This window comes from Cupriavidus sp. AU9028 (assembly GCF_019795295.1).
GTDB lineage: Bacteria > Pseudomonadota > Gammaproteobacteria > Burkholderiales > Burkholderiaceae > Cupriavidus.
On record NZ_JAIMCG010000010.1, the window covers coordinates 98,745 to 125,446 of the forward strand.

The following is a 26,702-nucleotide window of genomic DNA, read 5'->3' on the forward strand; positions in this document are numbered from 1 at the left end:
ACTGGGACGTGCCTTGCTTGCGCTGCCCCTGCTGTTTTGGGCGGCCCTGGTGGTCATGGTCGTTGCGCTGCTGTTGTGCTGCATCGCGCTGCTGTCGCCGCTGCTTCGATCGATAGCGGCAATGCCGCGCATCGCGCGCCGCCCGACAGGCCGGCGCGCCGCCGGCGCGCACCGGCAAGGAGCAGCAGAATGAAGCGCCTTGCGACCTGGCTCAACGGCGTCGGCGGCCGCCAGGACGTCGTGCTGGCCATCATTTTGATGGTGGCCGTGTTCATGATGATCCTGCCGCTGCCGACCATACTGGTCGACCTGCTGATCGCCATCAATCTCGCGCTGTCGCTGCTGCTGTTGATGACAGCGATCTATGTACGGGATCCGCTGGATCTGTCGGCGCTGCCGTCGCTGCTGCTGATCACCACGCTGTTCCGGCTCGCGTTGACGGTGAGTACGAGCCGGCTGATCCTGCTGCAGCACGACGCGGGCGAGATCGTCACGGCGTTCGGCAACTTCGTCGTCGGCGGCAATCTGGCGGTCGGCATCATCGTGTTCTCCATCATCACGGTGGTGCAGTTCATCGTGATCACCAAGGGTGCGGAGCGGGTCGCCGAAGTCGGCGCGCGGTTCTCGCTGGACGCGATGCCCGGCAAGCAGATGAGCATCGATGGCGACCTGCGCTCCGGAACCATCGATGCCAACGAGGCGAAGCGTCAGCGGCAACTGGTACAGAAGGAAAGCCAGCTGTACGGCGCCATGGACGGCTCCATGAAGTTCGTCAAGGGCGATGCGATTGCCGGGATCATCGTGATCCTGGTCAATATCATCGGCGGCATCGCCGTCGGCACCATGCAGCACGACATGGGCGTGGGCAAGGCGCTGGAGGTCTATTCGGTACTGTCGATCGGCGACGGCCTGATCGCGCAGATTCCGGCGCTGATCATCTCGATCGCGGCAGGCATCGTGGTCACCCGCGTGCCGGGCGAGAAGCGCGAGAACCTGGCGCAGGATCTGGCCAACCAGTTCTCCCGGCAACCCAATGCGCTGCTGATCGCCTCCGGCGTGATGGTGCTGTTCGCTCTGGTCCCCGGTTTCCCCGCGGTGATTTTCCTGCCGCTGGGCCTGATGGTGGGCCTGGTTGGCCTGCAGGCGAAGCGCCGCGCCAAGGCTGGAACGGCCGCCACCGGGAGTGAGGAGGCCGGCCAGGAAGAGGCGGCGCAGATGGCGCCCGGCGCCGAACCGCTGGTGCTGCGCGTGTCTGGCGACATGGCGGCCTTGCCCGACCTGCACTCGGCCCTGGAGAGCCTGCGCTGGGACATCTTCGAGCGCCTGGGTATTCCCCTGCAGCCGATTCCCGTTCGCAAGGACGGTGCGCTGCCGGCCGGCACGGTGAACGTCATGCTCTACAGCGAGCCGGTGCTGCGCGCCACCATGCCCGAGAACCACCTGCTGTTGCCCCGCCAGGGCCCCCGCATGCCGCTCGCGGCGCAAGTCGAAACCTTGCCCTTCGGCGGTCTGACCCTGCAGTGGATTCCGGCGCAGCATGAATTGCCGCTCGCCCAGACCGGTTTGCGTCTGCTGCGCGACGGTGCCGCGGTCGCCTATATGACCCGTGTGGCGGTGGACCGGTTCGCGGACGAGTTCGTCGGCGTGCAGGAGACGCGCTTCCTGATGGACGCGATGGAGGCTCGCTATGGCGAGCTGGTGAAGGAGCTGCAGCGCCAGCTTCCCATCAGCAAGATCTCCGAGGTGCTGCAACGGCTGGTGGCGGAGGGCATTTCCATCCGCGACCTGCGGACCATCTTCGAGGCACTGATCGAGTGGTCGCCGAAGGAGAAGGAGACCGTGATGCTGACCGAGTATGTCCGCGTGTCGCTGCGGCGCCAGATTGTCGGCCGCCATGCCAGCGGCGGTGCGCAAGCCGACGTCTGGCTGGTGGGGGACGGCATCGAGAACATGATTCGCGACTCGGTGCGCCAGACCGCCGCGGGTGCGTACTCCACGCTGCAGGCGGACCAGATCGAGCGCATCGTGAGCCGGATCAAGGCCGCCATCGCGGGGCGCGAGGACATCGACGGGGCGATCGTCACCGCCATCGACGTGCGCCGCTTCCTGCGCAAGTTCCTCGAGCGCGAGCTGTTCCGGTTGCCGGTGTTGTCGTTCCAGGAGCTTGGCGACGATGTGCAGCTGCACGTGCTGGGCAATATCGACCTGATCGGAGAGTACGACGATGCGTATGCCTGACGTTGCCGGTGTCGCGGCACTCGCGGGACGCCGAATTGGCCGGCTGCCCTCCGATGACGGGACCGAACGCTTCGGTCGGGTGATCGAGATCGGCCCGACCCTGCTCAAGGCGAGCCTGCCGGATGCGGGGCTTGCCGAGCTGTGCGTGATCGGCGACGGCCTGGAGGCAGAGGTCGTCGGGTTGCAACGGGAGGTGGCCCTTCTGTCGCCGTTCTCGGAGCCGGTAGGCATGCAATGCGGCGCGCTGGTGCGGCCGTTGGGAACCGCGCACCGAATTGCCGTCGGGCCCCACCTCGTCGGCTCGATCGTCGATGGACTCGGCCGTCGCCTGGAGGGTCCCGAGGCACCGCCCGACTGCGAGACCCGGCTGCTGGAGGCGGCGGTCCCCGATCCGCTGACGCGCTCGCTGATCGTGGAACCGCTGCCCCTGGGCGTGCGCGCCATCGACGGCATGCTGACATGCGGGCGCGGGCAGCGTGTCGGCATCTTCGCGGCCGCCGGCGGCGGCAAGAGCACGCTGCTGGGAATGATCTGCGATGGCAGCCTGGCCGATGTCGTCGTGCTCGGGCTGGTCGGGGAGCGGGGCAGGGAGGTGCGCGAGTTCCTGGACCAGACCCTGAGCAGCGAAGCCCGGCAACGGTCGGTGGTGGTGGTGTCCACGTCGGACCGCCCTGCGCTGGAGCGCCTGAAGGCGGTCTACACCGCTACGACCATCGCCGAGTACTTCCGGGACCAGGGTTTGAACGTGCTGTTGATGGTCGATTCGCTCACCCGGTTCGCCAGGGCGGGCCGCGAGATTGGCCTCGCTGCTGGCGAGCGGCCCGCTGCCGGCAGCTTCCCGCCCAGCGTTTTCGCGCGCTTGCCCAGGTTGCTCGAGAGGGCGGGCTGCGCCGCGCGCGGCAGCATCACCGGCATCTATACCGTGCTGGTCGAAGGCGACGACATGACCGAGCCCATCGCTGACGAGGTGCGCTCGATCCTGGACGGCCATATCGTGCTGTCCCGCGCGCTCGCCGAGAAGAACCACTATCCAGCCATCGACGTGCCGGCCAGCACGAGCCGCGTCATGCACCAGGTTGCCGACCAGCGCCACCTGCAGCTGGCGGGCCAGGCACGCCGGCTGCTGGCGCAGTACCGGGAGATCGAGCTGCTTGTCCGCGTTGGCGAGTACCAGCGCGGCAACGATGCCGAGGCAGATGACGCGCTGGATCGCCGCGCGGGCCTGGAGGCGTTCCTGCGCCAGGGGACGGGCGAGCGATCCCGCTACGAGGAAACGCTGGCGCGGCTGGAACAGGTGGTGGAGGGCTGATGGCCAAGGGCAGCAGGGACATCACTGTGCAGGTACTGGACCAGTTGCTGGCGATCAAGCGATGCCGGGAGACCGCCTTGCGGCACCGGATACGGCGGCTGGAGCGCGAGCTCGACGAGCGGCGCGGCGATCGGACGCGGCAGCAGGGCGCGCAAGTGGAGCTGCGCCGGCAGTGGCGTGCGGAGAACCAGCGCGAGCACGCGGTCGAGCGGGGGACCGTTCATCGCCTGCGCCGCCGTTATGCGGAATTGTACGAGCGCGAACAGCAGCTATCGGCCGACCTGATCCGGCTGGAAGAGCAGATCGCGGAGCACGAGCGGGACGCGGCGGATGAGCGCACCGCGTTGAAACGGATCCAGCGCGGGCAGGAAAAGCTCGATGCGGTGTTGAGGGAACGGAAATGACGGTAGCAGCGGTAGCGAAGGCGCCACGGCCCGGTCACGGCGGTCGAGAGGAACGCAAGGCGGCAGATGCCAGACAGGCCGGCGAGTTCGACGCGGCGCTGCGGCGGCGCAAGCGACCCCGCAGCGATGACGACGAGGCAGCGGCGGCCCCAGCAGGAAATGTGGAGGGGGCAATGCGAAATCTGGCGATGTGGCAGGGGTTGGCGGTGCGCGCAGCGGCGACGCCTGGCATGCAGCGCGGCGCCATGGCGACGAGCCCCGCAGGCACAGGACGCGGTGCGGAGGCCGTCGGCGGCGCCGCGGGCGAGGCGCCCCTTGCTGATGCCGGGAACGTCCAGAGTCGCCGCGAGGGCGAGGCGATGCACTTGCGCTTCACCCAGGGCCCATGGGCGGGGACGGAATTGCAGGCGGCGCTGCACGCGGGGCAGGTGGTCGTCACGATTCGCGCCGCCAGTGCGCGGCAGCAGCGCGCGCTGCAGCAGGTCCGCGATGCGCTTGTCGAGGAAGTCGCCCGGGAGACCGGGCAGGCCATCAGATTGGAGATTGTCAATGCTGCTCGATGAATGGAGCGAGGAGGAACTCGATCTGGCGCGAGCCATCGGCGCCGGCGGTTCCAGCGCGAGTGCGCGGCGCAGCGAGGACGCCGGGCAAGGCCGGCGCGAGGTCGAGGCGCGGCCGCAGCGCCGGGAGTCCGGCGTGTTCGGCGACGACTGGCTCGACGAGGCCTTCGACCGCCAGCTGCCGGCGGACCCCTCGGCATGGCGACAGCTGCCCGAGGGCCACGGCATTGACGAGGGCAGCAGGGAGGACCCGTCGCAAGACGAGATGGACATCGATGACCTGGACGGCTCGCCGCTCGTGCCCGGAGGAGAGGGCGACGGCGATCAGGATCCGGACGAGGATGGCGACTGCCGTTGCGAGATCTCGCTGGACTTGAAGCCGGCCGGCGGAGACGGCCTGGTGCTGTCCGTGCTGGTGGGCGAGCAGCGAGCCCGGGCATGGGTCGACGCGCATGCCTGGTGCGAATGGATCGCACCCAGGCTGACGGTGCAGCGGCCGCAGCAGATTCCGCCAGACCTGCTGCCCCTGCTCGGCCAGTGGACATTGCTGCCATTGCAGCGCCACGCCGAGCAGGCCGCGGTGCCAGCGCCGGCCTTCGTCGACGCGGAGGCAGGGAGTATCCCGCGCACTACCGCACCGACGCTGACGCTGCGCCGTGCGGATGCCGTCATGGAGCTGCGCTTGCTGGACTGGCCGGCTTCCTGGGTGGCTGCACTGGCGGGGAAGCTGGACGTCCCGCTCGCCCCGCTCGAATTGCCGCCCTTGCCGGTTGCGCTGGCGGCCGGATGGGTGCGGCTGACGCGCCGCCAGCTGCGGGAGCTGCGCCCGGGTGACGGCGTGGTGCTGGAGCGAGGAGTACGCGTGGAACTTGGCCACGCCTGGCTGGTGGCGGGGCGCACGGTTGCACGACTGCGCGTTGCCGATGGCACCTGGTGCGTGGAGGACAGATTGGACGAGGAGACGACGATGGATGGGCCCGGCATGGTGGAACTGGAAGGCGAGGGGTTGACCGATGACAGCATCGTGCTGACCGCGGTAGCGGAAGTGGCCCGGTTGCCGCTGTCGCTCGATACGCTGCGCGGGCTGCATCGAGGCCAGGTGCTCGAACTCGCGCATGCCAGCCACGGGCGCGTGACCCTGACGGTGTCCGGCCATGCGGTGGCGCATGGCGCCCTGCTGCGCGTGGGCGACAAGCTCGTGATGCGCATCGAGTGATGCGAACCGCCATGTCCTGGGTCCGGGCCGCGGGCGGCAGCCTGGTCTTCCGCCCGCCCACGTCGCCACGGGACCGTGCGCACGCATGACCTACCGTTTTCAGGCGTTTGCCGGATGCCGGCATCGCTGCCGGCTACCGAGAATGATTGGCATCAACGGGATATGACCATGTCGATTGCCAATCAACCCCTGCAGCTCATCCTGCTGCTGCTCGCACTGTCGCTGTTGCCGCTGTTCGTGGTGATGGGCACTGCGTTCCTGAAGATATCGATCGTGCTGTCGACACTGCGCAACGCGCTCGGTATCCAGCAGATCCCGCCCAACATGGCGATCTACGGGCTGTCGCTGGTCCTGACGCTGTTCATCATGGCGCCCGTGGGACTGGCCATCAGCGACAACCTGAAGGCGAACCCGGTGAAGCTGGAATCCGAGAACGTCTTCGAACAGGTCGAGACCAGCGTGCTGGATCCCTATCGGCAGTTCATCCAGGGCAAGACCAGCGCGCAGCAGGTCCGCTTTTTCATGGACATCGGCGAGAAGATGTGGCCCGAGCCCTATCGCAGCCGCATCCCGGCCGATTCGCTGGTGGTGCTGATACCCGCCTTCACGGTCAGCGAGCTGATCGAGGCCTTCAAGATCGGCCTGCTTCTCTACCTGCCCTTCGTCGCCATCGACCTGATCGTCTCCAACGTGCTGCTGGCGATGGGGATGATGATGGTGTCGCCGGTCACCATTTCCTTGCCGATCAAGCTGCTGGTCTTCGTCCTCGTGGGCGGCTGGGAAAAGCTGCTCGGTCAACTGATCCAGTCCTACCTATGAGCAACGAGATCATTGCGCAGCTCGCGTCCAATCTGCTGTGGCTGGTGCTGATCCTGTCCCTGCCGGTGGTGGTGGTTGCTTCCCTGGTGGGCGTACTGGTGAGCCTGGTGCAGGCGCTCACGCAGGTCCAGGATCAGACCATTCAGTTCCTGATCAAGCTGATCGCCGTCTGCATCACCCTGGTCGCAACCTATCACTGGATGGGCGCTACCTTGCTCGGCTACACGAACCTGACGTTCGGCCAGATCTCCTCGATGGGGAAATAGTGGAAGGCTGGCACCACTTCGTTCCACTGCTCGGGCTCGTGATGCTGCGCCCCTTCGGCATGCTGGTGCTGATGCCGATGTTCTCGGCGCGCTCGCTCGGCGGCGTGCTGATCCGCAATGCGGTGGTGCTGGTGATGGCCCTGCCGGCACTGCCGATGCATCTCGATCACGGCGCCGCGCTGGAAGCCCTGAGCGTCACCGGATGGGTCATGCTGGTGCTGCAGGAGATGACGATCGGCCTGCTGATGGGATTCTGCGCCAGCGTGCCGTTCTGGGCGATCGATGTGGCCAGCACCATCATCGACACCGTGCGCGGCTCGTCGATGGCTTCGGTACTGAATCCGCTGCTGGAAGAGCAGTCGTCGGTGTTCGGCGTGGTGTTCACGCAAGTCATTGCGGTGCTGTTCCTGGCGACCGGCGGCTTCAACGCGATGCTGACGGCGCTGTACGAATCGTACCGCAGCGTGCCGATGCTGGAGGGGTGGCAGCTGGGAAGCGCGCTGCCGTCCTTTATCGCGCATCAGTGGCAGCTGATGCTGCAACTGGCAATCGGCTTCGCCTTGCCCTCCATCGTCGTCATGGTGCTGGTGGATGCGGCGCTTGGCCTGGTCAATCGCTCCGCGCAGCAACTGAACGTCTTCTTCATCGCCATGCCGATCAAGAGCGCGCTGGCGCTGTTCGTTCTCGCGGTCGGCATGCCGTTCGCGCTCGGCGCGTTCTCGGACCGATTCGCCGCTTACCCCGCGATCGCCCACGACCTGCTGAGGCTGCTGCGATGAGCGAGAAGACAGAGAAGCCCACTCCCAAGAAGGTTCGCGATGCGCGCGAGCAGGGGCAGATCGCCAAGAGCATGGAAGTGGCGACCGGCGTCCAGCTCGCCATGCTGCTGGGGTACTTCTGGTGGCGCGCCGAGGACATGATCGACGCCTTCCAGATCATGATCGAGGTCAGCATTGCCAGCCTGACGCTGCCGTTGCGGGTGGCGATGGATCAGATCATGGACGCCACCATCGGACTGGCGCTGAATCTGCTGGCGCCGATGGCGCTGATGCTGCTGCTGGGGACGGTCACCGCGATCGTCACGCATATCGGCCCGCTGTTCGCGCCGAAGTTCATCCAGCCGAAGGGCGAGCGCATCAGTCCGCTGAAGAATGCGAAGCAGCTCTTCTCGATGCGCTCGCTGTTCGAGTTCGGCAAGTCCCTGCTGAAGGTGTCGATCCTGGCGATCACCTTCTATCTGCTGCTCAAGCAGCATCTGAACGCTTTCCAGTTCCTGCCGCTTTGCGGCATCGAGTGCGGACTGCGGGTGACCGGCGTGGTGATCGGCATCCTGTGGGGGATCCTGGTGCTGTTCTATGTGCTCTTTGCCATTGCCGACCTCGCTTATCAGAAGCGGTCCTTGACCAAGCAGCTGATGATGAGCCGGGACGAGATCATCAAGGAGTACAAGAACACGGAGGGCGACCCGCATGTCCGCCACAAGCGCAAGGAGCTCCATCGGGAGCTGCAGAGCGGAAGCATGAACGCCAATGTCCGCCGGTCCACGGCGGTGGTGCGCAATCCGACCCATGTCGCGGTATGCCTCTATTTCGTGGCGGGCGAAACACCGCTGCCCCAGGTCATCGAGAAAGGAACGGACGCCAGGGCCAGGCAGTTGATCGCCATCGCCGAGGAGGCGGGCGTGCCAATCGTGGAGGCGGTGTACCTCGCGCGGCGCCTCAATGCAACCACGGAGATTGGCGACTTCATTCCGGCCGAGCTGTTCGAGCCGGTCGCGGAAGTGTTGCACCTGGTCAGCGAGATCGGTGCCGACAGGTCGGCTGACGACGAGGAGGACATCGCCGACGAGGAGGACGGCGAGGAGGAGGCCGAGGAAGCGGCCGGGGAGGCAGGGGACGAACGCACGGAGGAGGAGCAGAACCCCGATCCCGAGGCGCCCCCGCCGGGAGACAGGAGCAGCGACCCGGATGCCGGGGTGGGACGAAGCCGGGCAGGCCCGGCGTGAACTTGACGGAGAGCGTCTGCGTGAAAAGAACGGTTATCGCAACGATATCGATGCTGGTGTCATCGACGGGATTCGGCACGGAAGCGACGGAGGACGGCGCGCATTACTCGGGCCGGCAGGTCGGCGTCTACTACTCCGGGAGCGCGCGCCCGGCCGTCATCAAGGCGACGCCGGCCGGCTCCAGCAGGTCCGACGCGGCCGGGAACGGAGCGCAGGGCCCGGACGGCCACCGTGCGAACGGCGAGGATGCCGCCATCTGGGGTGCCGCCAGCAGGGCCGAGCGCGAAGCGCAAGCCCTTGCGGCACGCGAAGGGGGCGAGGAGGGGAGCGCCGGTGCAGGACCGCATGCCCGTTCCCCCGCCGCCGAGGAAGCATCCGACCGCGCGCGGCACGACCAGGCCGAGCGGCTCGCCGTCAGCACGCTGGCGATGCATGCGGCCCGGGTGATGGGCGCGCAGACCAGCCGGCTGGTAGGCCTCGATAGCCTGGAGCCGACGGTCGAGATGCCGCAGGCGCGTCCCCCGCGGGCAGCAGCGCGCGATGCGGCCGGACGGCACGGAGAAGGCGAGGCGTCCGGGGGAGGCGGGGGGCGTCCCCGGCATGCCGAGCTGATGCCTGCCGCAGCGTCGATCGGCCCGGCGCTCGCGTCCGCCTATGACGAGCTGATCGAGGAGGTCGCCGCCCGGCATCGGGTCGCGCCGCATCTGGTTCGGGCGGTGATCAAGGTCGAGTCCAATTTCCAGCCCCAGGCGCGCTCGCCCAAGGGCGCGATGGGACTGATGCAGGTGATGCCGACCACCGGCAAGCGTTTCGGCGCGGCGGACCTGCGCGACCCGCGCGAGAACGTCAATGCCGGTACCCGCTATCTACGCTGGCTGCTGGACCGCTTCGACGACGACCTGGCGCTGACGCTGGCCGCCTACAACGCGGGCGAGGGTGCGGTCGAGCGCCACGGCCGCCGCATTCCCCCGTATGCGGAAACGCAGGGCTACGTGACCAAGGTGCTGGGCCATCTCGGCATGGCCTCGTCCGGTCGCGCCGCGGAGCCGGCGACCGTGACCAACGCCGCTGGAGCCATGGCCGCGCCAGCGCCGACGAAGCGGGCTGCCGAGCGACAGCTTGCGTCGGGGCCGCCTGCTGCTTCGCGCGAGGCGGTGCGTGCCCTGCACACCGTATCGGGCTGGATCGGCGCCATGCTGACCTCGGGCTCGCGGCGCCCGGCGGCGGACGGGGTAGGTGAGGCTGACGGGCAACGGCCGCTGCCGGTAGCGGACCGGGATACCGACGGCTTCGAGCGACCCGATGGTGGCAGGGGGGCGGCCTGGCCCGGCGAACGGGAACGATCCGATGGCCGCCTGGGGTCGGGCGGGTCCGCTCGTCCAGTGTGATGACCGAGTCGATGTACGGCATCTGGAGCGCGGGTGGGCACCGTCTTTCAGGTCCTCGCCCGATTCCGGCAAGCCCGTCGCCCGCCGAGGATAACGCCATGACCATGCCGCCGCGCACACGCTCCAGGGGCCCCGGCTCATGGCTGCGCAAGCTGCTCGAATGCCCCAGTGTCGCGCTGATCGACGCGGGGCGGGGAGTGGCAAGCATCGAAGTGGCGGGCGTGCGCGCGAAGGCGACCCAGCTGGAAGGCGGCCTCTGCGTTGGCGTCGTGCTGGATATCGCCGAGGCGCCCGAGCCGGACTGGCTCAACGAGGTAACGCTGTCGCTCGCGGCAACGCCTGGCGCGCGGGACGACGGCTTGCAATGCGATGCAGGCGGTTGGCTGCTGTGGCATCGGTACGCGCACGGCATCGACGCCAGAACGCTGGAGGAGGGCCTGATCCTGCAGCTTGGCATGGCACGCCGCCTTGCGGAAAGCGCGGCATCCGATGCAGGCGGCCCAGGTCAGGTAATTGGAAAACTGATATGAAAGACTTGCAGCGCGGCCTGTTGACGATAGCGACCGCGATCCTGATGTTGCCGGTGGCGGGGGTGGCGACAGCGGCCGGCGTGCCATTCGGCGCCAGCGCCAGCGAATTCTCCGTGTCCTCCAGAGGCATGAAGCTTGGCGCCCTGTTGCGCGATCTTGGCGCGAGCTTCGGCGTGCCGGTCATCGTCAGCCCGGAAGTCAACGACACCTTCGTCGGCACGCTGGCAGGCAGGCAGCCGGACAAGCTGCTGGACCAGCTGGCGCAGCTCTACAACCTGGCGTGGTATTTCGATGGGCGGGTGCTGTACGTCTACAAGGCGAGCCAGGTATCGAACGAGGTGCTGACGACCTCGTATCTTGACGCACACGAGCTGTCGCAGGCGTTGCGGGACGCCGGGGTGTTCCGGGGCGGCTCGTGTGCGGTGCGGCCGGTCAACAATTTCAACGCGATCGAGGTGTTCGGCGTGCCGATCTGCGTCCAGCGCGTCACGAAGCTGGCCAAGGACCTGGACGACAAGACGCTGAACCAGACGCAGAACCAGGAGGTGGTGCAGGTATTCCCGCTGCGCTATGCGTCGGCGGTGGACGGCAACTACACCTATCGCGACCAGCAGGTGGTGATCCCCGGCGTGGTGACCGAGCTGCGCGAGATGGTGCGCAATCGTGCCGTCGCGCCGCAGACCGGCAGCGGGCAGGTCGCGCCGCCCGCGACGAGCCAGCCCACCTTCTCCGCCGATGCCCGCAACAACGCGGTGATCGTGCGCGATCGCAAGGCCAACATGCCGCTGTACGCCGAGCTGGTCAAGCAGCTGGACCAGCGCCCACGGCAGATCGAGATCTCGGTGGCGATCATCGATGTCGACGCGGGCGACATGCGCGAGCTCGGCCTCGACTTCGGCGGCAGCATCGGCGTGGGCAAGGCGCGCATTGGCTTCAACAACGGCGGCAACGTCAATGCGGACGGCACCTTCTCGACCGTGCTGAGCAACACCGCCGACTTCTTTGTCCGCATCAACGCGCTGGAGCAGAACTCGAGGGCGAAGGTGTTGTCGCGCCCCTCGGTGGTCACGCTGAACAACGTGCAGGCGGTGCTCGACCGCAACATCACCTTCTACACCAAGCTGCAGGGCAACAAGGTGGCCGAGCTGGCTTCCGTGTCGGCCGGCTCCCTGCTGCGGGTGACGCCCCGCCTGATCGACCTGCACGGCCAGCAGGAAGTCATGCTGACCCTCGATATCCAGGACGGACGGCAGGAAGCGCCGGCCAACAACATCGAGCAGCTGCCGCAGGTCCGCAACTCCGGCATCGCCACCCAGGCAATTCTCAAGCCCGGCCAGAGCCTGCTGCTCGGCGGCTTCGTCGAGGAAAAGGAGCGCAGCGGCGAACGCCGCGTTCCCTTCCTGAGCAGCCTTCCGCTGGTAGGCGGGCTGTTCCGCAACAACACCCGCGAAAACCTCAGCGTCGTGCGGTTGTTCCTGATCAAGGCCGAACCGCATGCCATCCAGTGACGCGGATATGAAACACCGTTATCAGATCAAGATTCTCAACGGGCCCCTCGCCGGGCGCCGTCTGAAACTGCCCGAAGGCGACTTCGTCATCGGCGGCGACGATCCCGACTTGTCGGCCACGCTCGAAGGCGGCGCCACGGCTACGCTCACCACGGCGGCGGACGGGGTACGCCTGCGCACCGCGGCGCCCTGCTGGGTCGACGGCAAGCCAGAACCCCTCGGGGAGGCGCCTCTGCCGTTTGGCCAGGTGCTCGATATTGGCGGGCTCGCCGTGATGGTGGGCGAAGGCGACCGGCCGATGCCCGATGCGACCGTGCCCCGCCGGGTGCGGGCCGAGGGTACACCACGCTCGGCTTCGCTGCGCTACGGCGCGCTGGTGTTGCTCGCCGCCGGGAGCGTTGGCGCGGGCATCTGGATCTATGGCGCCGTGCAGCCGCCAGTGGAGGCGGTCGCGGCAGCTGACTGGCTTGACGACTGGAAGCGGCGGGCGCGCGCGGAAGGGGTCCAGGTGAATGCGCAGCGTGACGGCATGCTGGAGCTGTCCGGGAGCTGCCGCGACTCCGGCTCGCGCCGCGTCCTGCTCGAATCGCTGCGCGAGCACGCCGTGCCGTATCGCGACAACACCCAGTGCCAGGACGAACTCGTGCGCAACGTGCAGGCCGTCCTGACCATGAACGGATTTGCGCAGGCGAAGGTGCGCTCCGGCGACACCATTGGCACGGTGGCCATTCAGGGAACCATTCACGCCGACGCACGCTGGCGGCGGGCGGTTGCCATGCTGTCGGAGTTGCGGGGCCTGCAGGGGTGGACGGTGGAGGACCCGATCGGCGCCAGCGTGCGCGCGCTGATCGACCGGTTGCGCGATGCCGGCCTGATCGGGCGCCTCAGCGTCGCACGCGAGAAGGGCTTGATCCTGATTACGGGCGTGCTGGACGAGGGCGGCAGACGGCTGCTGTCCTCGGTCACCGCCGCATTCGCCCAGGCCAATCCGGAAGCGCCGCGCACCATCTTCCAGAACATCCCGACCCGTGCCTTTCAGGCCGGCATCTTCCCGTCGCCGATCGTCAGCTTCGGTGGCAGCGGGGAGATGACCTTTCTCGACCTCGCCAATGGTACCCGGCTGAAAGCCGGAAGCCGGCTGCCGGGCGGGCACGTGATCGTGCATCTGGATCGCAACGGCATCGACCTCGAGCGCGAGGGCGAACTGATGCATCTGCCTCTGGAGCTGTGATGGACGCAATCCAATACCCGACGAGCATCGAAGCACAGCTTGCGCGCGACACGGACGGCACGGTGCGCAAGCGCTTGAAGACGCAATTGCAGCGCGCGCTCCGGCAGATCGAGGCGGAGCTCGCACGCCCGCAACCGACCGATGTCTTCGCCGAGCTCACGGCGCTGCGCGATGCCTGCGTGGCCGGCAAGGCCACCATCGACAAGGCCTGGCGCCGCGCGCGCAAGGCCGCGGACTGCCGGGCTGATTGATATCGCGCCGCTAGGCGATATCGGCGCCAATTTATTTAGACGAGCGGATTTTTCAATAGATTCAAGATGGGTGCCGCCATAGAGTGTGGTTCAAGGAATGAACGACAAGAAGGAAATCCAAATGGAAGACATCGAGCAGGCGTGGAAGGAGGCATGGGACAACCTCGGCAGGCTGCGCGTGACGATCCAGAAGGAAATGGCCGACTGGGAGCGCATCCAGCAACAGGTCGACGAGCTGTACGCGCGCGCCGCGCGCGACCCGAACGCGGCGGAGAAAGTGATGGCGCTGGAAGCCTACCTGGCCTCGCATCGCAGCGAGGAACAGGCGCTGCATGCGCTGCTGCAGCGGCTGGATGCGGTGATCAAGGAATTGAACCTGCGTTCCCAGCAGGATCGGCGGGAGATGGAGCGGCTGCGCGGGGGCGCGGGGGGGCGGCAGGGGCAGGCGGAGGACGCGTCCGATGCCGCCAGGCCGTCGGTCCCACGGCGCCAGGCGAAGCCGCGACGGTTTGCCTGAGCGTCGGCATCGAGACAGAGGCATCAGGTGAGAGGCGGGGAGCATTGACCCCTTTCGTAAGGAGCACCCCAATGGCACCGGCTGGATGTGCCGAGGGGTGATTGTTGAACGGTCCGATCTGCGGGGAGCGCAGCGGAAGCGATAGAGAGATGGAGTGGATATGCCAGGTAGCGCATTCGGAGCAATGGTCATCGAGGATGGATCGGGGATGAGCTGGCCGCCGCCGAGCGGCACCAAGGACCCAGCGGCGGTGCAGATGTCCGCGGCCAGAACGGCCACCCCCGAGCGCAAGACGCGGGAACAACTGGGGGCGATGGGCACTGACGCGGCGATCGTGTTGTCGCTGCTGCAGCAGATGGAGTTCAACCGTCTCGATCTGGCTGGCCGCATGGACGACCAGCGCGTCAACAACGAGATGGCGCGGCTTTGCGACGAGCTCAAGAGCATCGCGCAGAACGAGCTTCAGCGGCTGCGCCCGCTCAATACCAAGGACAACCCGCAGACCATTACGTTGACACCGGCGCTGAGCGAGTTGCTGTGGACGAACAACAGCCGCATCGGGGGCGTCGCCGTCAGCGACAAGTTCAAGGACTTCGAGGAGTTCTCGAAGCACAAGTTCTCGCTGGACGAAATGGAGAACGTGATCAGTGCCGTCGATCAGCTGCGGACCAAGCATACCAACATGAGCAGTGAATTCATGCAGCTGGTCCAGGTGGCGGTGGGCTTCGTGCAGATCATCCAGCAGATGGTGTCCAGCTACGTCGATGGACAGAGCAAGTACAAGAAGGGCGTTGCCCAGACCCTTGCATGATTGCCAAGGCGGATGCGGCGCTCGCGCAGGCAGATACCGTGCCGCCGGACGCAGCGGATGATCCAGCCACGGTGTCCGAGCATTTGCTGGCTTGCGGAGGATCGCTGCGGCAATTGCTCGGCATCGACGGCGTTCGGCTCGAAGTCCTGTACTCGTATGGCTGCCGGCTGTTTCGGGAGCGCAAGCACGAGGAAGCGAGGCAGATCTTCTTTGCGCTGACCGCGATCGATCCGTTGTCGTTCGACTACACGCTGTCGCTCGGCATCTGCCTGCAGAAGCTGCGCCGGCACGACGAGGCCATCTTCTGTCTGTCGAGGGCGGTGACGAGGCGGCTGACCGACCCCCGGCCCTGGTACCTGGTTGGCGTGAGCTTCCAGATCGAGGGCGATGTGGGACGGGCGATGGCGTCGTACCGGGCAGCGGCCAAGGCAAGCAAGGGGCTCGAGGAGTACCGGGAGTTGCACGCCCAGGCGCTGCAGTCCCTGGCCATGCTGGAACAAGGAGAGCGGGAGTGAATGGAAGGGACATAGCGGGGGTGGTGGCGGGCGCCGCGGTTGCCGCCCATCCGGCAGTAGGGGATATCGATGCGCTGGAGCGGGCGTCGGCCGCCTTCATCGCGCGGGTTGCGGCGCCGAAGGTGAGCGAGGCGGTCAACGTGGTGGAGGCGGACCCGGAGTGGCTGAGCCCGCCGCCCGGCGCCATCGAGGAGGTGGACCGGGAGCTGGCAGAGGAGGCATGGCGAGATGTTGCCGCGCTGCTGGCGGGCGCCTGTCAGGCAGCCGGCGCAGTGGTGCGCGGCGAAGGCGGATCTGCCGGCACCGGGACCGACGGCGGGGAGGGAGAAGCTGGCGCCGGGGGTGCGGAGGGCGAGGCGCGCCCCGACCTGCCCGGCCTGAAGGAGCTGGGCAGGCTGACGGAGTCGCTGGAGCGCTTCTACGGCAGTCTGCTCAATAGCGAGGCAGTCCTTCTCGGCCTGCATAGCGAGAACACCAAGTTCATGGCCGCCATGATGAAGGCCGGCATGGACAACTTGCGGTATCTGACCGAGACCCAGCAGGCGGCGGTCGAGGAGAAGCTGCGCAAGGAGCTGGAGCAGGCGAAGAAGCAGGAAGAACTGAACAAGAAAGCGACGAAAGGGCAGATCTTCTCTGTCACGCTCTCTTATGTCTTCGCCGCCGCGCAGGTTGTCGGCGGGGCGTTCAAGTGCGCGTGCGGACAGTATGGCGGTGTCTTCGATATCACCGCGGGTTTGCTGGGGATGGCCCGCACCACGCTGGAAGTCATCCAGATGGCGAACCCCGACTCGGCGAAGGGGTTGGAGAAGCATATCGCCAATCTCGGGTACGCCGAACTGGCGTTCAGCGGCGCGGCGGCATTGACCAGCATCGTGTCGATTCGATCGATCTATCAGGGAGGGCAGAAGGCGATCAACGGCGCGGCGACGCGGCTGCTGGGAATGCCCAGTGCCGGAGGCGGGCAGTCGAGCTCGCTGGGCAATACGCTGGTCAGGGCGTTTCAGAAGGCGGATCAGCTTGCGGCCAATGCACTGAAACCGGGCTTGTCCGATGCGGCGCGGACGGCATTGCAGACGGCGGCAGAGCAGCAGCGCACTTTCGCCACGGAACTGATGAAGGCGACGGTGAAGGAAGTGGCGGCCGAGTGCCAGGAATCGCTTGCGAAGGCGGTATCGCGATTCCCGGCGAGCGACAGGGTGCTGCGCGTCTTTGCCAAGGCGTTCAACAGCGACGCGGTCGAGACGATGGTGGAGAAGGCGTTGAAGTCGTCTGTCGAGGCGATGCAGAAGCTGCCGCCAGGAAGCGCGGAGCGTATCTCGAGGCAGTTCCTGAAGGAGTTCTCCAAATCGATCCAGTCGCAGGTCTTGAGCGCGACCCTGCATCACGCCAGGCTGCTTCAGCTCCCGATCGCCGCGGTCAGTGTGGTCCAGACCGCCGGGAACATGTATGTCGGCGGCGTACTGCGCCTGCAGGGCGCCGACATCAAGGCCGAGATCGACCTGCTGAACACGCAGATCCTGGCGCTGAGCTTCCAGTTGAACAGCATCGACCGACGGGTGCGGGAGAAAACCAGGGCGATGGAGCAGATGAATGAAGAGTATGTCCGTCAAACGAAGGACATTTCGGCCGCGATTCGGGAAAGCAAGGACGTTGCGGTCCAGATAGCGGGAAATCTGGCGTAGTACGCCAACTATTGGATGGCAGGTAGGGAGAGGAAACGATGACGGTGATTCAGAACGAAAGCATGGACCCGAGGGTGAGCGGCAGCTTCCCGGTCCGGGACCGGTTCGACATGGACAGGGAGCGCGTCGATGCGCTGCCGCTGCTGATCATGGAGTACCGACGGCGCCTCAAGCAGCACTGGGACACGGTTCGCGAATCGGAGGCTCGCGCAGAGCAAGTGTCGCTGCAAGCGGAGAGGATGAGCATCGAGAAATCGCAGGAGGCCATGGACAAGCAGAAGTCGGCGACAAGGACCGCAGCCTGGTGGCAGGTCGGCGCAGGGCTTGGCGCGCTGGCGTTGGGCGCGGGCTTTGGTGGCGCCGGTGCCGTCGCAGGGCGGGCCAGGGGCGCTGTCGGCGATGGCCTGCGGCAAGGCGTCGAACTGGCGATGCAGATGCAGCATCCGGTTTCCAGCTCCACAACTGCGGTCGGCCAGATCAAGAGCGCCAGCGAGACATGGTTGGCGGAAGACGCGCGGATGCACTCGGACCTGAACAAGAGCAGCGGGGAATCGGCCGCCCGCGCCGGCGGCAAATTCCAGGACAACCGCGAGCAACTGCTGAGCGAGTACCAGCGCCTGTGCGAGGAGCTGAACCAGAGCTACATCGCGATCCTGAAGTCCGTGCAGTTCTGATGGCAACGGCTGCCGCGGCGCCGCATCACAGTGTCGCGGCAGCAACGCTGGAGTGTCTTGTCATGGAAACTGCGGTGCGCGTACCGGCGGCCCTGGACCCCGTCACTCGTTACTTGACCGCGCAAGGCGTGCCGGTTCAGACAGCGTTCCTGGATGGGACCGGCATCGAATTGGGCAATGCCGTCGAGCTTGGACCGCTACGGCTGGTCTATCGCTATGAGGGTGGCGCGCTGCTCGTTTGCGATATCTCGGCCAACGCCGGGGCAGGGGCCGCGGCGATCCGGGCGCTCGCCGCGTGGGTCAGAACGCTGGAGAAGCGGGTGCCGGAAGTCGCCATGGTGGCCGGGCTGGTCCATGTGGCAAGGCCACCGGGCGAGGAACCGTCCGGCGGCGCGTCTCTGGATGGCGAACGGCTGGTTTCGGTCTATCGGAAGCTGGGCGCCCGTTGCACGACGCTCGACCGGGAGTGGGTGCAGGTCGAGCTTGCGCTGTCCAGAACCTCCGGTCCCGTCGCATAGATCATGGGGAAGGCCGGCTCAGATTTCGATCAGGCCCAGGCGCCGTGCCCATTGCGACAGGGCGGCGGCGTTGTGCGCGTCGAGCTTGCGCATCAGGTTCATGCGATGCGTCTCGACGGTCTTGAGGCTGATGGTCAGGCGGTCGGCGACCTGCCGGTTGGTCAGCCCCTCGGCAACCAGCTTCAGGATCTGTCGCTCCCTCGGGGTCAGCCCGGCGGCACGGCTTTCCCCGCCCTCGTTGGCGGCGCGGCGCATGGCGTCGATCTGGCCCACGTTCATCGCCGGATCGAGGTAGGGCTGGTTGATGCGGGCGGCGCGCAATGCCGCCATCAGCTGGTCCAGGCTGCTGCGCTTGAGCACGTAGGCATGCGCGCCGGCTCGCAGTGCGGCAGCGGCCCGCGTTTCCGAGTGCAGGCCGGCAAGGACAACCACGCGGATGTCAGGCCAACGCCGGCGGATCGTCGCGATGGCGTCGACGCCGTCCAACGAGGGCAGTTGCAGATCCATCAGCACGACGTCCGGACGCAGACGCAGGCATGCCTGTACCGCCGCGTGGCCGTCGGCCGCCTCGCCGATGACGTCGACGCTGGGGTCCTTGCCCAGCAGGGCGCGCAGACCCTCGCGCATCACGGTGTGGTCGTCGACAAGGACGACGCGCGTCAGGTTGGACTGCGGAACCGGCCGGCGTGCGGGTTGGGCCAGGCTGGGCTGCACGGACAGGCTGCTGAGTTGGATGGTCATGTCTCGCTCCTCGGACAAGTCCCGAACCTCGGAGGGGGCAGGCGCTTTTGGCGCGTGGCCCTCGGTTCAGGTTGGAGGCAAGTCTATTTGGCGAGAATGAGCCACGAATGATGGCTGGATTAGCTGGAAATGAGGAGAGCGGCGGGACGCCAGCGCCGGGCGACGGCGGCTTCCGCCTGTCTTTTTATGAGTACGGCCGCTCGCATGGAAACGCTGGAAACGGCGCGCGGCGGCTGCCACAGGAGCCTGAAATGAATAGATTGGACGGGTTCGACCGCCTGCTGGCGGAATTCGGTGAAGCGATCGGCATTCCCGAGATGGCATTCGACGAGGATGGACTGTGCCATATCCGGGTGGACGAGGAATTCCCCATCACCTTCCGCCGGGACGACGACCAGCACAACCTGGTTCTGGTCGGATTGGTCGCGGAGGAACTGCCGCAACAGCTGGACCACGAGCTGGTCAAGGACATGCTCGCGACCGGCGTCGAGCCGCTGCGGGACAACGGTGCGGCACTCGGGCTGGAGCCGCAGTCGGGCACGCTGATCCTGCATCAGACCATGCCGCTGGCAAAGATCAACCGGCCGCTGCTGGAGGAAATGCTCGGCGGCTTCATCCTGATGCAGAAGGACTGGTCGGCACGGGTGGCGGCAGCGGCCGCGACTTCCCCGCCGAAGGCGGAGGGCCAGGCCGCTGGCAAGCCGGCGGCAGGGGCGCCGGGCAAGCCGGCGGCAGGGGCGCCGGGCAAGCCGATGGCAGGGGCGCCGGGCAAGCCGGCGCGGGCGAGCAACGAGGTGCTCGGGGCGGGGAGGCCGCGTGGCGTTGCCGGTGCGGAGGCGGGTGCGCCCGCAAGGCGCCCCGGGGCGGTGCCGGCGGCGCCGGGACAGGCGGCCACGGCTGGCGCGAAGCCGCTGCAGAATCCGGGGCAAAATCCGGCACAGAATCCGGCGCATGCACGCCCCGCACCGGCCGCACCCGCGCCGGCCCAGGCCAAGGGGCCTCAGTCCGCCCAGCCCGCTTCGGCAAACCCCCGCGTGCATCCGGACGTGAACCGGCGCTGATCCGGCATGGAGGAGGGCCGGCCTCGGGCGGGTCGGCACCGGCGCAATGTGGCATGTGCAGCAAACTTCTCGTTCAATTCATTGACAATTTGGATCGGGGAAATCCATTATTCTGGTCACAAAAAAGAAGCCTTGGGGACAGCAACGTTTCCCCGATGGCCGCACCAGAAGAAGGAACGGGAACATGATTGAATGGACGCGCCGGCAGGCGATTGTCGCGATGCTCGCGGCCGGCACGGTGGCTTTGCTCGGCGGATGCGCCACCTCGGCGGGCGAGGGGTGGACCCCACAGACGCCGACGGTGCAACCTTCGAGGGAAGACTACCGGGCCTTGGCGCTCGAGGTCTATACGTATGCGTATCCGCTGGTACTGACCGACGTCGCCCGCGAGCTGGTTGCGGCGCGGGCGCCGGCGAACACCCTCCTGCACCGCCGTGCCTTTCCCGATCCGGCTTTCCCTGACCTGGGAAGCCCGGATCCGGATGCGCTGTGCTCGATCGCCTGGCTCGATCTGTCGAAAGGACCGGTGGTGCTGTCGGTGCCGCCCACGGGTGGGCGCTTCCATACGCTGGACCTGATGGATGGCTGGACCAATGTGTTTGCGGCTCTCGGCAAGCGCACGGCCGGCAACCAGCGCGCCAACTACGCGATCGTCGCGCCGGACTGGTCGGGCGCCTTGCCTGCCGGGGTGCGCGAGATTCGCGCGCCGGCCTCGTCGGTCTGGCTGCATGCCCAGTTGTTGCCCCGCAGTCGGCAGGACAAGGCGGCGTCCGCGCGGCTGCAAAGCCAGTATCGGCTGACGCCGCTGGCTGCATGGCCGAAGGGACAGGCAGCCTTGCCGCCCGTGCCGACGCTCGCGCCAAACACGGTCGATACCGATTCCGGGGTCGCGGAACACGTGGCTGCAATGGACGCGCAGGCATTCTTCAGCCGCTTTGCCGCCCTGCTGGCGCAGAATCCCCCGGCCACGCCCGATCAGCTGACGGAGCAGAAGATCCACGCGCTCGGTATCAAGGCGGGGCAGCCGTTCTCGACCACCGTGCTGGAGCCGGAAACCGCGCGGGCCATCCAGGAGGGGGCCACGCGTGCGCTGGCCCGTATCGTGGCGAAGGCACGCGGAACCGATGCGGCTGCGTCGGGCCTGTGGCTGGCGGGCACGGATCTGGGGCGGTATGGCATGGACTACGACCGCCGTGCCGCCGCGGCATGGCTTGGACTGGGCGCGGGTCTGGCGCAGGACACGCTGATGTACCGCAGGCATACCGACGCGGCCGGCCAGCCGCTCGACGGCAATCGGCGTTATGTGGTGCGCTTCGAGCGCGGCGACCTGCCGCCCTCCACTGGCGGATGGTCGCTTGCCTTGTACGATCCGGAGCAGGAATCGGTGCCCAACCCCATGCACCGGTACGCGCTGGGCAGCCTGGACGCGCTGTCCCGGGGCCGGGACGGGTCGGTCGAGATCGTGGTCCAGCACGCGCGTCCGGCAACGGCACAGCGGCGCAACTGGTTGCCGGCGCCTGCCGGTCCGTTCAGCCTGACGCTGCGCCTGCGCGGCCCCAACGGGGAAGCGCTGGACGGCGGCTGGAAGCCGCCGCAGGTTCGTCCGCTCGATTGAGTTCGGCATGACCGGGGCCTTGCGCCCCGGTTCTGGTTGGCGGCGGCAGTCAGTGCGCGTGGCTGGCGCACTGGCAGGCCGCGGCGGTGTGCGCCGGGCTGGTCGTCGCCTTGGCGTCCGGGTACGCGTTGGCTGCGCCGGTCCCGTGAGACGCGGTCGCCGAACCGGACAGCGCTTCGCGCATCAGGCGCGCGGCGGCCACCATGTTGGCAAGCGCCGCCTCCGTTTCCGGCCAGCCGCGGGTCTTGAGCCCGCAGTCGGGATTGACCCACAGCCGCTGCGCCGGTATCACCTCGCAGGCGCGCGCCAGCAGCGCGCAAATCGATTCGACCGACGGCACGCGCGGCGAATGGATGTCGTAGACGCCGGGACCGATATCGTTGGGATAGTCGAAGGCGCCGAAGCCGTCCAGCAGTTCCATCGCGGAGCGCGAGGTCTCGATGGTGATCACGTCCGCATCGAGGGCGGCAATGGCCGGCAGGATGTCGTTGAATTCGGCGTAGCACATGTGGGTATGGATCTGCGTATCGTCGCGCACGCCCGATGCCGCGATGCGGAAGGCACGCACCGCCCATTCCAGGTAACGCTCCCACTCGTCCTTGCGCAGCGGCAAACCTTCGCGCAGCGCCGGCTCGTCGATCTGGATGACGCCGATGCCTGCCTGCTCCAGGTCCGCCACTTCGTCGCGGATGGCCAGCGCGAGCTGCAGCGCGGTGTCGGCACGGGGCTGGTCGTCCCGTACGAACGACCATTGCAGCATGGTCACGGGGCCGGTCAACATCCCTTTCATCGGGCGGTCGGTCAGCGACTGCGCATAGCGGATGGTATCGACCGTCATCGCTTCGGGCCGGTAGACGTCGCCGTAAATGACCGGCGGTTTGACACAGCGCGAGCCGTAGCTCTGGACCCAGCCATTCTCGGTGAACGCGTATCCGCACAACTGCTCGCCGAAGTACTCGACCATGTCATTGCGTTCGGCTTCGCCGTGGACCAGCACATCCAGCCCGAGCGCTTCCTGCCTGCGCACCGCGATTTCGATCTCGGCGCGAATGCGTTCCAGATAGGCCAGTGCGCCGAGCTCGCCCCGCTTCCAGGCGGCCCGGGTCTGGCGGATCGTCGGCGTCTGCGGGAAGGAGCCGATGGTGGTGGTCGGTAGCGGCGGCAGCGGCAGGCGCTCGCGCTGGCGCACGATGCGCGTGTCGAAGGGGCTGGCGCGACGCGCCATGTCGTCCGATACGTTGGCTACGCGCGCTCGTACTTGCGCGTTGACGACGCGGCGTGACGTGCGGCGCGCGAGCTGCGCGGCGTCCGACGCGGCGAGCGCCTGCGCCACCGCGGCCTCGCCCCGGTTCAGCGCGGTGGCCAGGGTGGACAGTTCCACCAGCTTCTCGGTGGCGAAGGCCAGCCAGCTGCGGATCTCGGGATCGAGCCGCGTTTCCGCGGCCAGCGATACCGGGACATGCAACAGGGAACAGGACGGCGCCAGCCACAGGCGATCGCCAAGCGACCGATGCAGCGGCGCGAGCGTCGCCAGCACGGCGCGCAGATCGGCACGCCAGATATTGCGGCCGTCGATGACACCGGCGGACAGCACTGCGTCGCGGGGCAGCGCGGCCAGCCACGCCGGAAGCTGTGCCGGGGCCCGCACCAGGTCCAGATGGAAGCCCTGCACCGGCAGCGCGGTCGCACGCGCGGCGTGATGGGAGGCGTCACCGTAGCAGGTGCCGAGCAGCAGCTTGACGCCGCTGCCGGCCAGCTTGGCGTACGCAAGGTCGAAGGCGTCCAGCCAGCGCGGCTCGAGGTCCAGGCATAGCGCCGGCTCGTCCAGCTGGACCCACTCGATGCCGCGCGCCTGCAAGCGATCCAGGATGCGGCGATAGGCGCCGGCCAGCGCCGGCAGCAGGGCCAGGCGGTCGAAGCCGGGCACATGGGACTTGGACAGCCACAGCCATGTCACCGGGCCCACCAGCACGGGCTTGATTGCGCGTCCCTGCGCCAGCGCTTCGTCGATCTCGGCGAAGAACCAGTCCACGCCGCCATCGAAGCGGGTATCGGGGCCGAGTTCGGGGACCAGGTAGTGGTAGTTGGTATCGAACCACTTGGTCATTTCCATCGCCGGCTGCGCGGCGTTGCCCCGGGCCAGCTCGAAGTACTGGGCCAGCGTCAGCGCCGTGGGCTCGAAGCCGAAGCGCGCCGGCAGCGCACCGAGCAGTGCGGCGGTGCCCAGCATCTGGTCGTACCAGGCGAAGTCGCCGGCGGCCGCCAGGTCGATGCCGGCATCGGCCTGCAACTGCCAGTGGGTCTGGCGCAGCGAGGCGCCAGTGGCCAGCAGCGCGTCCTGCCCGGTGTCGCCGCGCCAGAACGCTTCCTGGGCGAACTTCAACTCACGGTGGGCGCCAATGCGCGGAAAGCCGGAAATATGCGTGCGTGCCATCTGCTTGCTCCTTGAACGATGGCTGCAGTGTCGGGTTCCGGCTACAATGAATCAAGCGAGATATTTTCCATAGAACATGAATTTTACTAATATGACTCGAAGCGCCGGAAGCGGAGCCGGGTTGTGATCGAGGTCAGGCATTGCCGTTCGCTGGTGGCGATCGCCGAGTCGGGCAAGCTGGCCAGCGCCGCGGAACGGGTGCATCTCACGCAGTCGGCGCTGTCGCACCAGATCAAGGCCATCGAAGCGCACTACGGGCTGACGTTGTTCGAACGGCGCCGCAGCGGGTTGCAGTTCACCGCAGCAGGGGAGCGTCTGCTGACGCTCGCGCGGGAGGTGCTCGCGCGCATCGGCGAAGCGGAGCGCGATCTGGAACGGCTCAAGGGCGATACCAGCGGCGAGCTGCGCATCGTGCTGGAGTGCCATACCTGCTTCGACTGGCTGATGCCGGTGATGGATGCCTTTCGGCAGCACTGGCCGGAGGTGGAGATCGATCTGGTGGCGGGCTTTCACGCCGACCCGCTGGCGCTGCTGGCCGAGGGCAGGGCGGACCTGGTGATCGGCTCGAAGCCGGCCAACCGGCGCGGCCTCGCCGTGGTGCCGCTGTTCCGCTTCGAGATCCTTGCCGTCATCGCCAACGAACACCGCCTGCGCAGCAAGCGCAGGATCGATGCGGCGGATCTGCAAGGGGAGACCCTGATTACCTATCCGGTGCCCGAGCCGCGCATCGACCTGATCCGGGAAGTCCTCGAGCCGGCGGGCATCCGGCTACCGCGGCGGACCGCCGAGCTGACGGTGGCGATCCTGCAGCTGGTGGCCAGCCGTCGAGGCGTGGCTGCGTTGCCGAACTGGGGCGTGCGCAACTATGTGGAGCACGACTACGTGCTCGCCAAGCGCATCGGTCCGTCGGGGCTGTGGAGCGAGTTGCACGCCACCATGCCGGCGGCACTGGCCGAGCGGTCCTTCGCCCAGGATTTCGTCAGGATCGTGCGAACCATCTGTGCGCGCGATCTGGACGGCATCGAACTGCTGACGCAGCCGGAAGCGCCGCGGATCAACAGCGCGCCGTCGCGCTAGCGGCGCTGACATCATGGCCGTGCACCTGCACGCCGCGGATATCGACGCCATTGCGCAGGCGATGCAGGAACAGGTCGAGCCGCTCGGCAGTGCCGGCCCCCGCCTTCAGTTCCAGCTGGCGCATCGAGGCCCTGGCGTCGCCCTCATCGAGCCGAAGCGATTGCAGGACCAGCCCGGTGCGGCGGGCATTGGCCAGGATCCACTCCATGGCCCCGAATACCTCGCTGGCGTCGATCCAGACGCTCGCCCGCAGAATCCCGGCCGCGGCGGAGTCGGTGCGGGACGGGGCCGGGCGAGAGGCAAGGGTTTCGGGGAGCGAGGCGACGGCATGCATGACGAACTCCAGTTGAGGGTGTCGGGTAAATGTACCAGTCAGCCCGCGGAATTTGCTTCTGAATCTTCCTCTCCCGCAGCTGTATTCAGAACAAATGCACTATTATTGAAGATGCGATAGTGAATTTGCTCTGCGGAGGGCGGCATGGCGCAAGCGCCGAAACTCGACGAGATGGACCGGCGCATCCTGCGCGCGCTGCGGCGGGATGGCCGGCTGTCCAACCTGAAACTGGCCGAGCAGGTGGGGCTGTCGGCCACGCCGTGCTGGAACCGGGTGCGTGCGCTGGAGGAGGCGGGGGTCATACAGGGCTATACGGCCCTGCTCAACCAGAAGGCGCTGGGTTTGCCCGATACCGTGCTGATCGAGGTCACCCTGGAGCGTCACGACGACGATATGCTGGACCGCTTCGGCCAGGCGCTCGCGCAGTTGCCCGAGGTCGTGGAAGCGTATCTGCTGACCGGCGAGTACGACTATCTGATCAAGGTGGCGGTGGCAGGCACGGAAGGCTATGAAGAATTCCTGCGCCACAAGCTCTACAAGCTGCCGGGCCTGCGGCACAGCCGCTCCACCTTCGTGCTGCGCTGCATGAAGCGCGAACCGTCGGTCGAACCCTGAGCACCCAGGCGCTATGCCTGCGCCGGCATGGCCGCCAGGACTTCCACTTCGAATTCTCCGCGCGGGCCGTCATAGCCGATGCGCAGTTCGGCGCCGACGTGGCGGCATTGACGGGCGACGCCGCGCAGTTCCGCCTGGCGTTCGCCGCGGCGCAGCTTCGCGCGCGCCTTGGTGCTGATTTCGGTGGGGCCGCAATCCTGGTGACTGCAGTGAAAGCGCATCCATTGCCCATACGAGCGCGGGCGTGTGGTGGCTTCGGTCAGGTTCCGGCAGAGCGGGCAACGGTGCAGTGCTGCGGTCATCGTCATTCCCTTTCAGTCGTACGCCGCGCATGGCATCGGCGTGCGGTCCGATGCGGCGCTATCGTTGCGGGGGAACCGGAT

At 67.2% G+C, this 26,702-nt stretch carries 29 protein-coding genes; 25 read left to right on the forward strand and 4 right to left on the reverse strand.

Features of this window, described 5'->3' with window-relative positions; all coding sequences use genetic code 11:
• The first annotated feature begins 13 nt into the window (after positions 1-13).
• The 21 genes from K6V06_RS12795 (at position 14) to K6V06_RS12895 (ending at position 18,442) form a co-directional block, all read left to right on the forward strand.
• On the forward strand, positions 14-193 hold the full coding sequence (locus K6V06_RS12795; protein WP_222243930.1) for a hypothetical protein: 180 nt from the start codon (positions 14-16) through the stop codon (positions 191-193).
• On the forward strand, positions 190-2,238 hold the full coding sequence (locus K6V06_RS12800) for an EscV/YscV/HrcV family type III secretion system export apparatus protein (protein WP_222243931.1): 2,049 nt from the start codon (positions 190-192) through the stop codon (positions 2,236-2,238). The genes K6V06_RS12795 and K6V06_RS12800 overlap by 4 nt, the downstream gene beginning before the upstream one ends.
• A complete protein-coding gene (gene sctN, locus K6V06_RS12805; protein WP_370637465.1) occupies positions 2,231-3,547 on the forward strand; it encodes a type III secretion system ATPase SctN in 1,317 nt (438 codons plus the stop codon). The genes K6V06_RS12800 and sctN overlap by 8 nt, the downstream gene beginning before the upstream one ends.
• Complete coding sequence (locus tag K6V06_RS12810) at positions 3,547-3,951, forward strand: hypothetical protein (RefSeq protein ID WP_222243933.1); 405 nt, start codon at positions 3,547-3,549, stop codon at positions 3,949-3,951. The genes sctN and K6V06_RS12810 overlap by 1 nt, the downstream gene beginning before the upstream one ends.
• Positions 3,948-4,514 carry a hypothetical protein gene (locus K6V06_RS12815; protein ID WP_222243934.1) on the forward strand — a complete coding sequence of 189 codons (567 nt, stop codon included), beginning with the start codon at positions 3,948-3,950 and terminating at the stop codon, positions 4,512-4,514. Before K6V06_RS12810 ends, K6V06_RS12815 begins: the two co-directional genes overlap by 4 nt.
• Positions 4,501-5,727 carry a type III secretion system cytoplasmic ring protein SctQ gene (sctQ, locus tag K6V06_RS12820; protein WP_222243935.1) on the forward strand — a complete coding sequence of 409 codons (1,227 nt, stop codon included), beginning with the start codon at positions 4,501-4,503 and terminating at the stop codon, positions 5,725-5,727. The genes K6V06_RS12815 and sctQ overlap by 14 nt, the downstream gene beginning before the upstream one ends.
• A 168-nt stretch (positions 5,728-5,895) precedes the next feature.
• Positions 5,896-6,546, forward strand: coding sequence for a type III secretion system export apparatus subunit SctR (sctR, locus tag K6V06_RS12825; protein WP_222243936.1), 651 nt, complete (start codon positions 5,896-5,898; stop codon positions 6,544-6,546).
• Positions 6,543-6,812: a type III secretion system export apparatus subunit SctS gene (sctS, locus tag K6V06_RS12830; protein WP_222243937.1), complete on the forward strand. Its 270-nt coding sequence runs from the start codon at positions 6,543-6,545 to the stop codon at positions 6,810-6,812. The genes sctR and sctS overlap by 4 nt, the downstream gene beginning before the upstream one ends.
• Entirely contained in the window at positions 6,812-7,591 is a 780-nt protein-coding gene (gene sctT, locus K6V06_RS12835; protein WP_222243939.1) for a type III secretion system export apparatus subunit SctT, read from the forward strand. The genes sctS and sctT overlap by 1 nt, the downstream gene beginning before the upstream one ends.
• The gene (locus K6V06_RS12840) at positions 7,588-8,817 is read left to right on the forward strand and encodes an EscU/YscU/HrcU family type III secretion system export apparatus switch protein (protein WP_222243941.1); all 1,230 of its coding nucleotides are present in this window, start codon (positions 7,588-7,590) and stop codon (positions 8,815-8,817) included. The genes sctT and K6V06_RS12840 overlap by 4 nt, the downstream gene beginning before the upstream one ends.
• Before the next feature lie 50 nt (positions 8,818-8,867).
• Positions 8,868-10,205: a lytic transglycosylase domain-containing protein gene (locus K6V06_RS20875; protein WP_370637461.1), complete on the forward strand. Its 1,338-nt coding sequence runs from the start codon at positions 8,868-8,870 to the stop codon at positions 10,203-10,205.
• A complete protein-coding gene (locus K6V06_RS12850) occupies positions 10,205-10,735 on the forward strand; it encodes a hypothetical protein (RefSeq protein ID WP_222243943.1) in 531 nt (176 codons plus the stop codon). The genes K6V06_RS20875 and K6V06_RS12850 overlap by 1 nt, the downstream gene beginning before the upstream one ends.
• The gene (locus K6V06_RS12855; protein WP_222243945.1) at positions 10,732-12,243 is read left to right on the forward strand and encodes an EscC/YscC/HrcC family type III secretion system outer membrane ring protein; all 1,512 of its coding nucleotides are present in this window, start codon (positions 10,732-10,734) and stop codon (positions 12,241-12,243) included. Before K6V06_RS12850 ends, K6V06_RS12855 begins: the two co-directional genes overlap by 4 nt.
• Before the next feature lie 7 nt (positions 12,244-12,250).
• Entirely contained in the window at positions 12,251-13,474 is a 1,224-nt protein-coding gene (sctD, locus tag K6V06_RS12860) for a type III secretion system inner membrane ring subunit SctD (RefSeq protein ID WP_222243947.1), read from the forward strand.
• Positions 13,474-13,725, forward strand: a complete 252-nt coding sequence (locus K6V06_RS12865) for an EscE/YscE/SsaE family type III secretion system needle protein co-chaperone (protein ID WP_222243949.1) — start codon at positions 13,474-13,476, stop codon at positions 13,723-13,725. Before sctD ends, K6V06_RS12865 begins: the two co-directional genes overlap by 1 nt.
• Positions 13,726-13,846: 121 nt before the next feature.
• Positions 13,847-14,242 (forward strand): hypothetical protein, encoded by a 396-nt coding sequence (locus tag K6V06_RS12870; RefSeq protein WP_222243952.1) that lies wholly within the window; start codon positions 13,847-13,849, stop codon positions 14,240-14,242.
• Between the two features lie 160 nt (positions 14,243-14,402).
• Positions 14,403-15,053, forward strand: coding sequence for a hypothetical protein (locus K6V06_RS12875; protein ID WP_222243954.1), 651 nt, complete (start codon positions 14,403-14,405; stop codon positions 15,051-15,053).
• Complete coding sequence (locus K6V06_RS12880) at positions 15,050-15,568, forward strand: hypothetical protein (protein WP_222243956.1); 519 nt, start codon at positions 15,050-15,052, stop codon at positions 15,566-15,568. Before K6V06_RS12875 ends, K6V06_RS12880 begins: the two co-directional genes overlap by 4 nt.
• A 20-nt stretch (positions 15,569-15,588) precedes the next feature.
• Positions 15,589-17,250, forward strand: coding sequence for a hypothetical protein (locus tag K6V06_RS12885; protein ID WP_222243958.1), 1,662 nt, complete (start codon positions 15,589-15,591; stop codon positions 17,248-17,250).
• Positions 17,251-17,288: 38 nt separating this feature from the next.
• Positions 17,289-17,924 carry a hypothetical protein gene (locus tag K6V06_RS12890; protein WP_222243960.1) on the forward strand — a complete coding sequence of 212 codons (636 nt, stop codon included), beginning with the start codon at positions 17,289-17,291 and terminating at the stop codon, positions 17,922-17,924.
• A complete protein-coding gene (locus K6V06_RS12895) occupies positions 17,924-18,442 on the forward strand; it encodes a hypothetical protein (protein WP_222243962.1) in 519 nt (172 codons plus the stop codon). Before K6V06_RS12890 ends, K6V06_RS12895 begins: the two co-directional genes overlap by 1 nt.
• Before the next feature lie 18 nt (positions 18,443-18,460).
• Here K6V06_RS12895 and K6V06_RS12900 read toward each other — a convergent pair whose 3' ends face one another.
• Positions 18,461-19,183 (reverse strand): two component system response regulator, encoded by a 723-nt coding sequence (locus tag K6V06_RS12900; RefSeq protein ID WP_222243964.1) that lies wholly within the window; start codon positions 19,181-19,183, stop codon positions 18,461-18,463.
• A gap of 251 nt (positions 19,184-19,434) precedes the next feature.
• Here K6V06_RS12900 and K6V06_RS12905 point away from each other — a divergent pair, with 251 nt between their 5' ends.
• The gene (locus K6V06_RS12905) at positions 19,435-20,244 is read left to right on the forward strand and encodes a type III secretion system chaperone (RefSeq protein ID WP_222243966.1); all 810 of its coding nucleotides are present in this window, start codon (positions 19,435-19,437) and stop codon (positions 20,242-20,244) included.
• Between the two features lie 184 nt (positions 20,245-20,428).
• A complete protein-coding gene (locus K6V06_RS12910; RefSeq protein ID WP_255581815.1) occupies positions 20,429-21,859 on the forward strand; it encodes a DUF1254 domain-containing protein in 1,431 nt (476 codons plus the stop codon).
• Between the two features lie 49 nt (positions 21,860-21,908).
• On the opposite strand, the gene metE is transcribed toward K6V06_RS12910, so the two are convergent.
• Positions 21,909-24,293, reverse strand: coding sequence for a 5-methyltetrahydropteroyltriglutamate--homocysteine S-methyltransferase (metE, locus tag K6V06_RS12915; RefSeq protein ID WP_222243968.1), 2,385 nt, complete (start codon positions 24,291-24,293; stop codon positions 21,909-21,911).
• Between the two features lie 123 nt (positions 24,294-24,416).
• Here metE and K6V06_RS12920 point away from each other — a divergent pair, with 123 nt between their 5' ends.
• The gene (locus K6V06_RS12920; RefSeq protein ID WP_222243969.1) at positions 24,417-25,370 is read left to right on the forward strand and encodes a LysR family transcriptional regulator; all 954 of its coding nucleotides are present in this window, start codon (positions 24,417-24,419) and stop codon (positions 25,368-25,370) included.
• On the opposite strand, the gene K6V06_RS12925 is transcribed toward K6V06_RS12920, so the two are convergent.
• The gene (locus tag K6V06_RS12925) at positions 25,348-25,704 is read right to left on the reverse strand and encodes a hypothetical protein (RefSeq protein WP_222243970.1); all 357 of its coding nucleotides are present in this window, start codon (positions 25,702-25,704) and stop codon (positions 25,348-25,350) included. The two genes, K6V06_RS12920 and K6V06_RS12925, sit on opposite strands and share 23 nt — an antisense overlap.
• Positions 25,705-25,848: 144 nt before the next feature.
• Here K6V06_RS12925 and K6V06_RS12930 point away from each other — a divergent pair, with 144 nt between their 5' ends.
• Complete coding sequence (locus K6V06_RS12930; RefSeq protein WP_222243971.1) at positions 25,849-26,319, forward strand: Lrp/AsnC family transcriptional regulator; 471 nt, start codon at positions 25,849-25,851, stop codon at positions 26,317-26,319.
• Between the two features lie 11 nt (positions 26,320-26,330).
• Here K6V06_RS12930 and K6V06_RS12935 read toward each other — a convergent pair whose 3' ends face one another.
• Positions 26,331-26,627: a hypothetical protein gene (locus K6V06_RS12935; RefSeq protein WP_255581816.1), complete on the reverse strand. Its 297-nt coding sequence runs from the start codon at positions 26,625-26,627 to the stop codon at positions 26,331-26,333.
• Between the last annotated feature and the right edge of the window lie 75 nt (positions 26,628-26,702).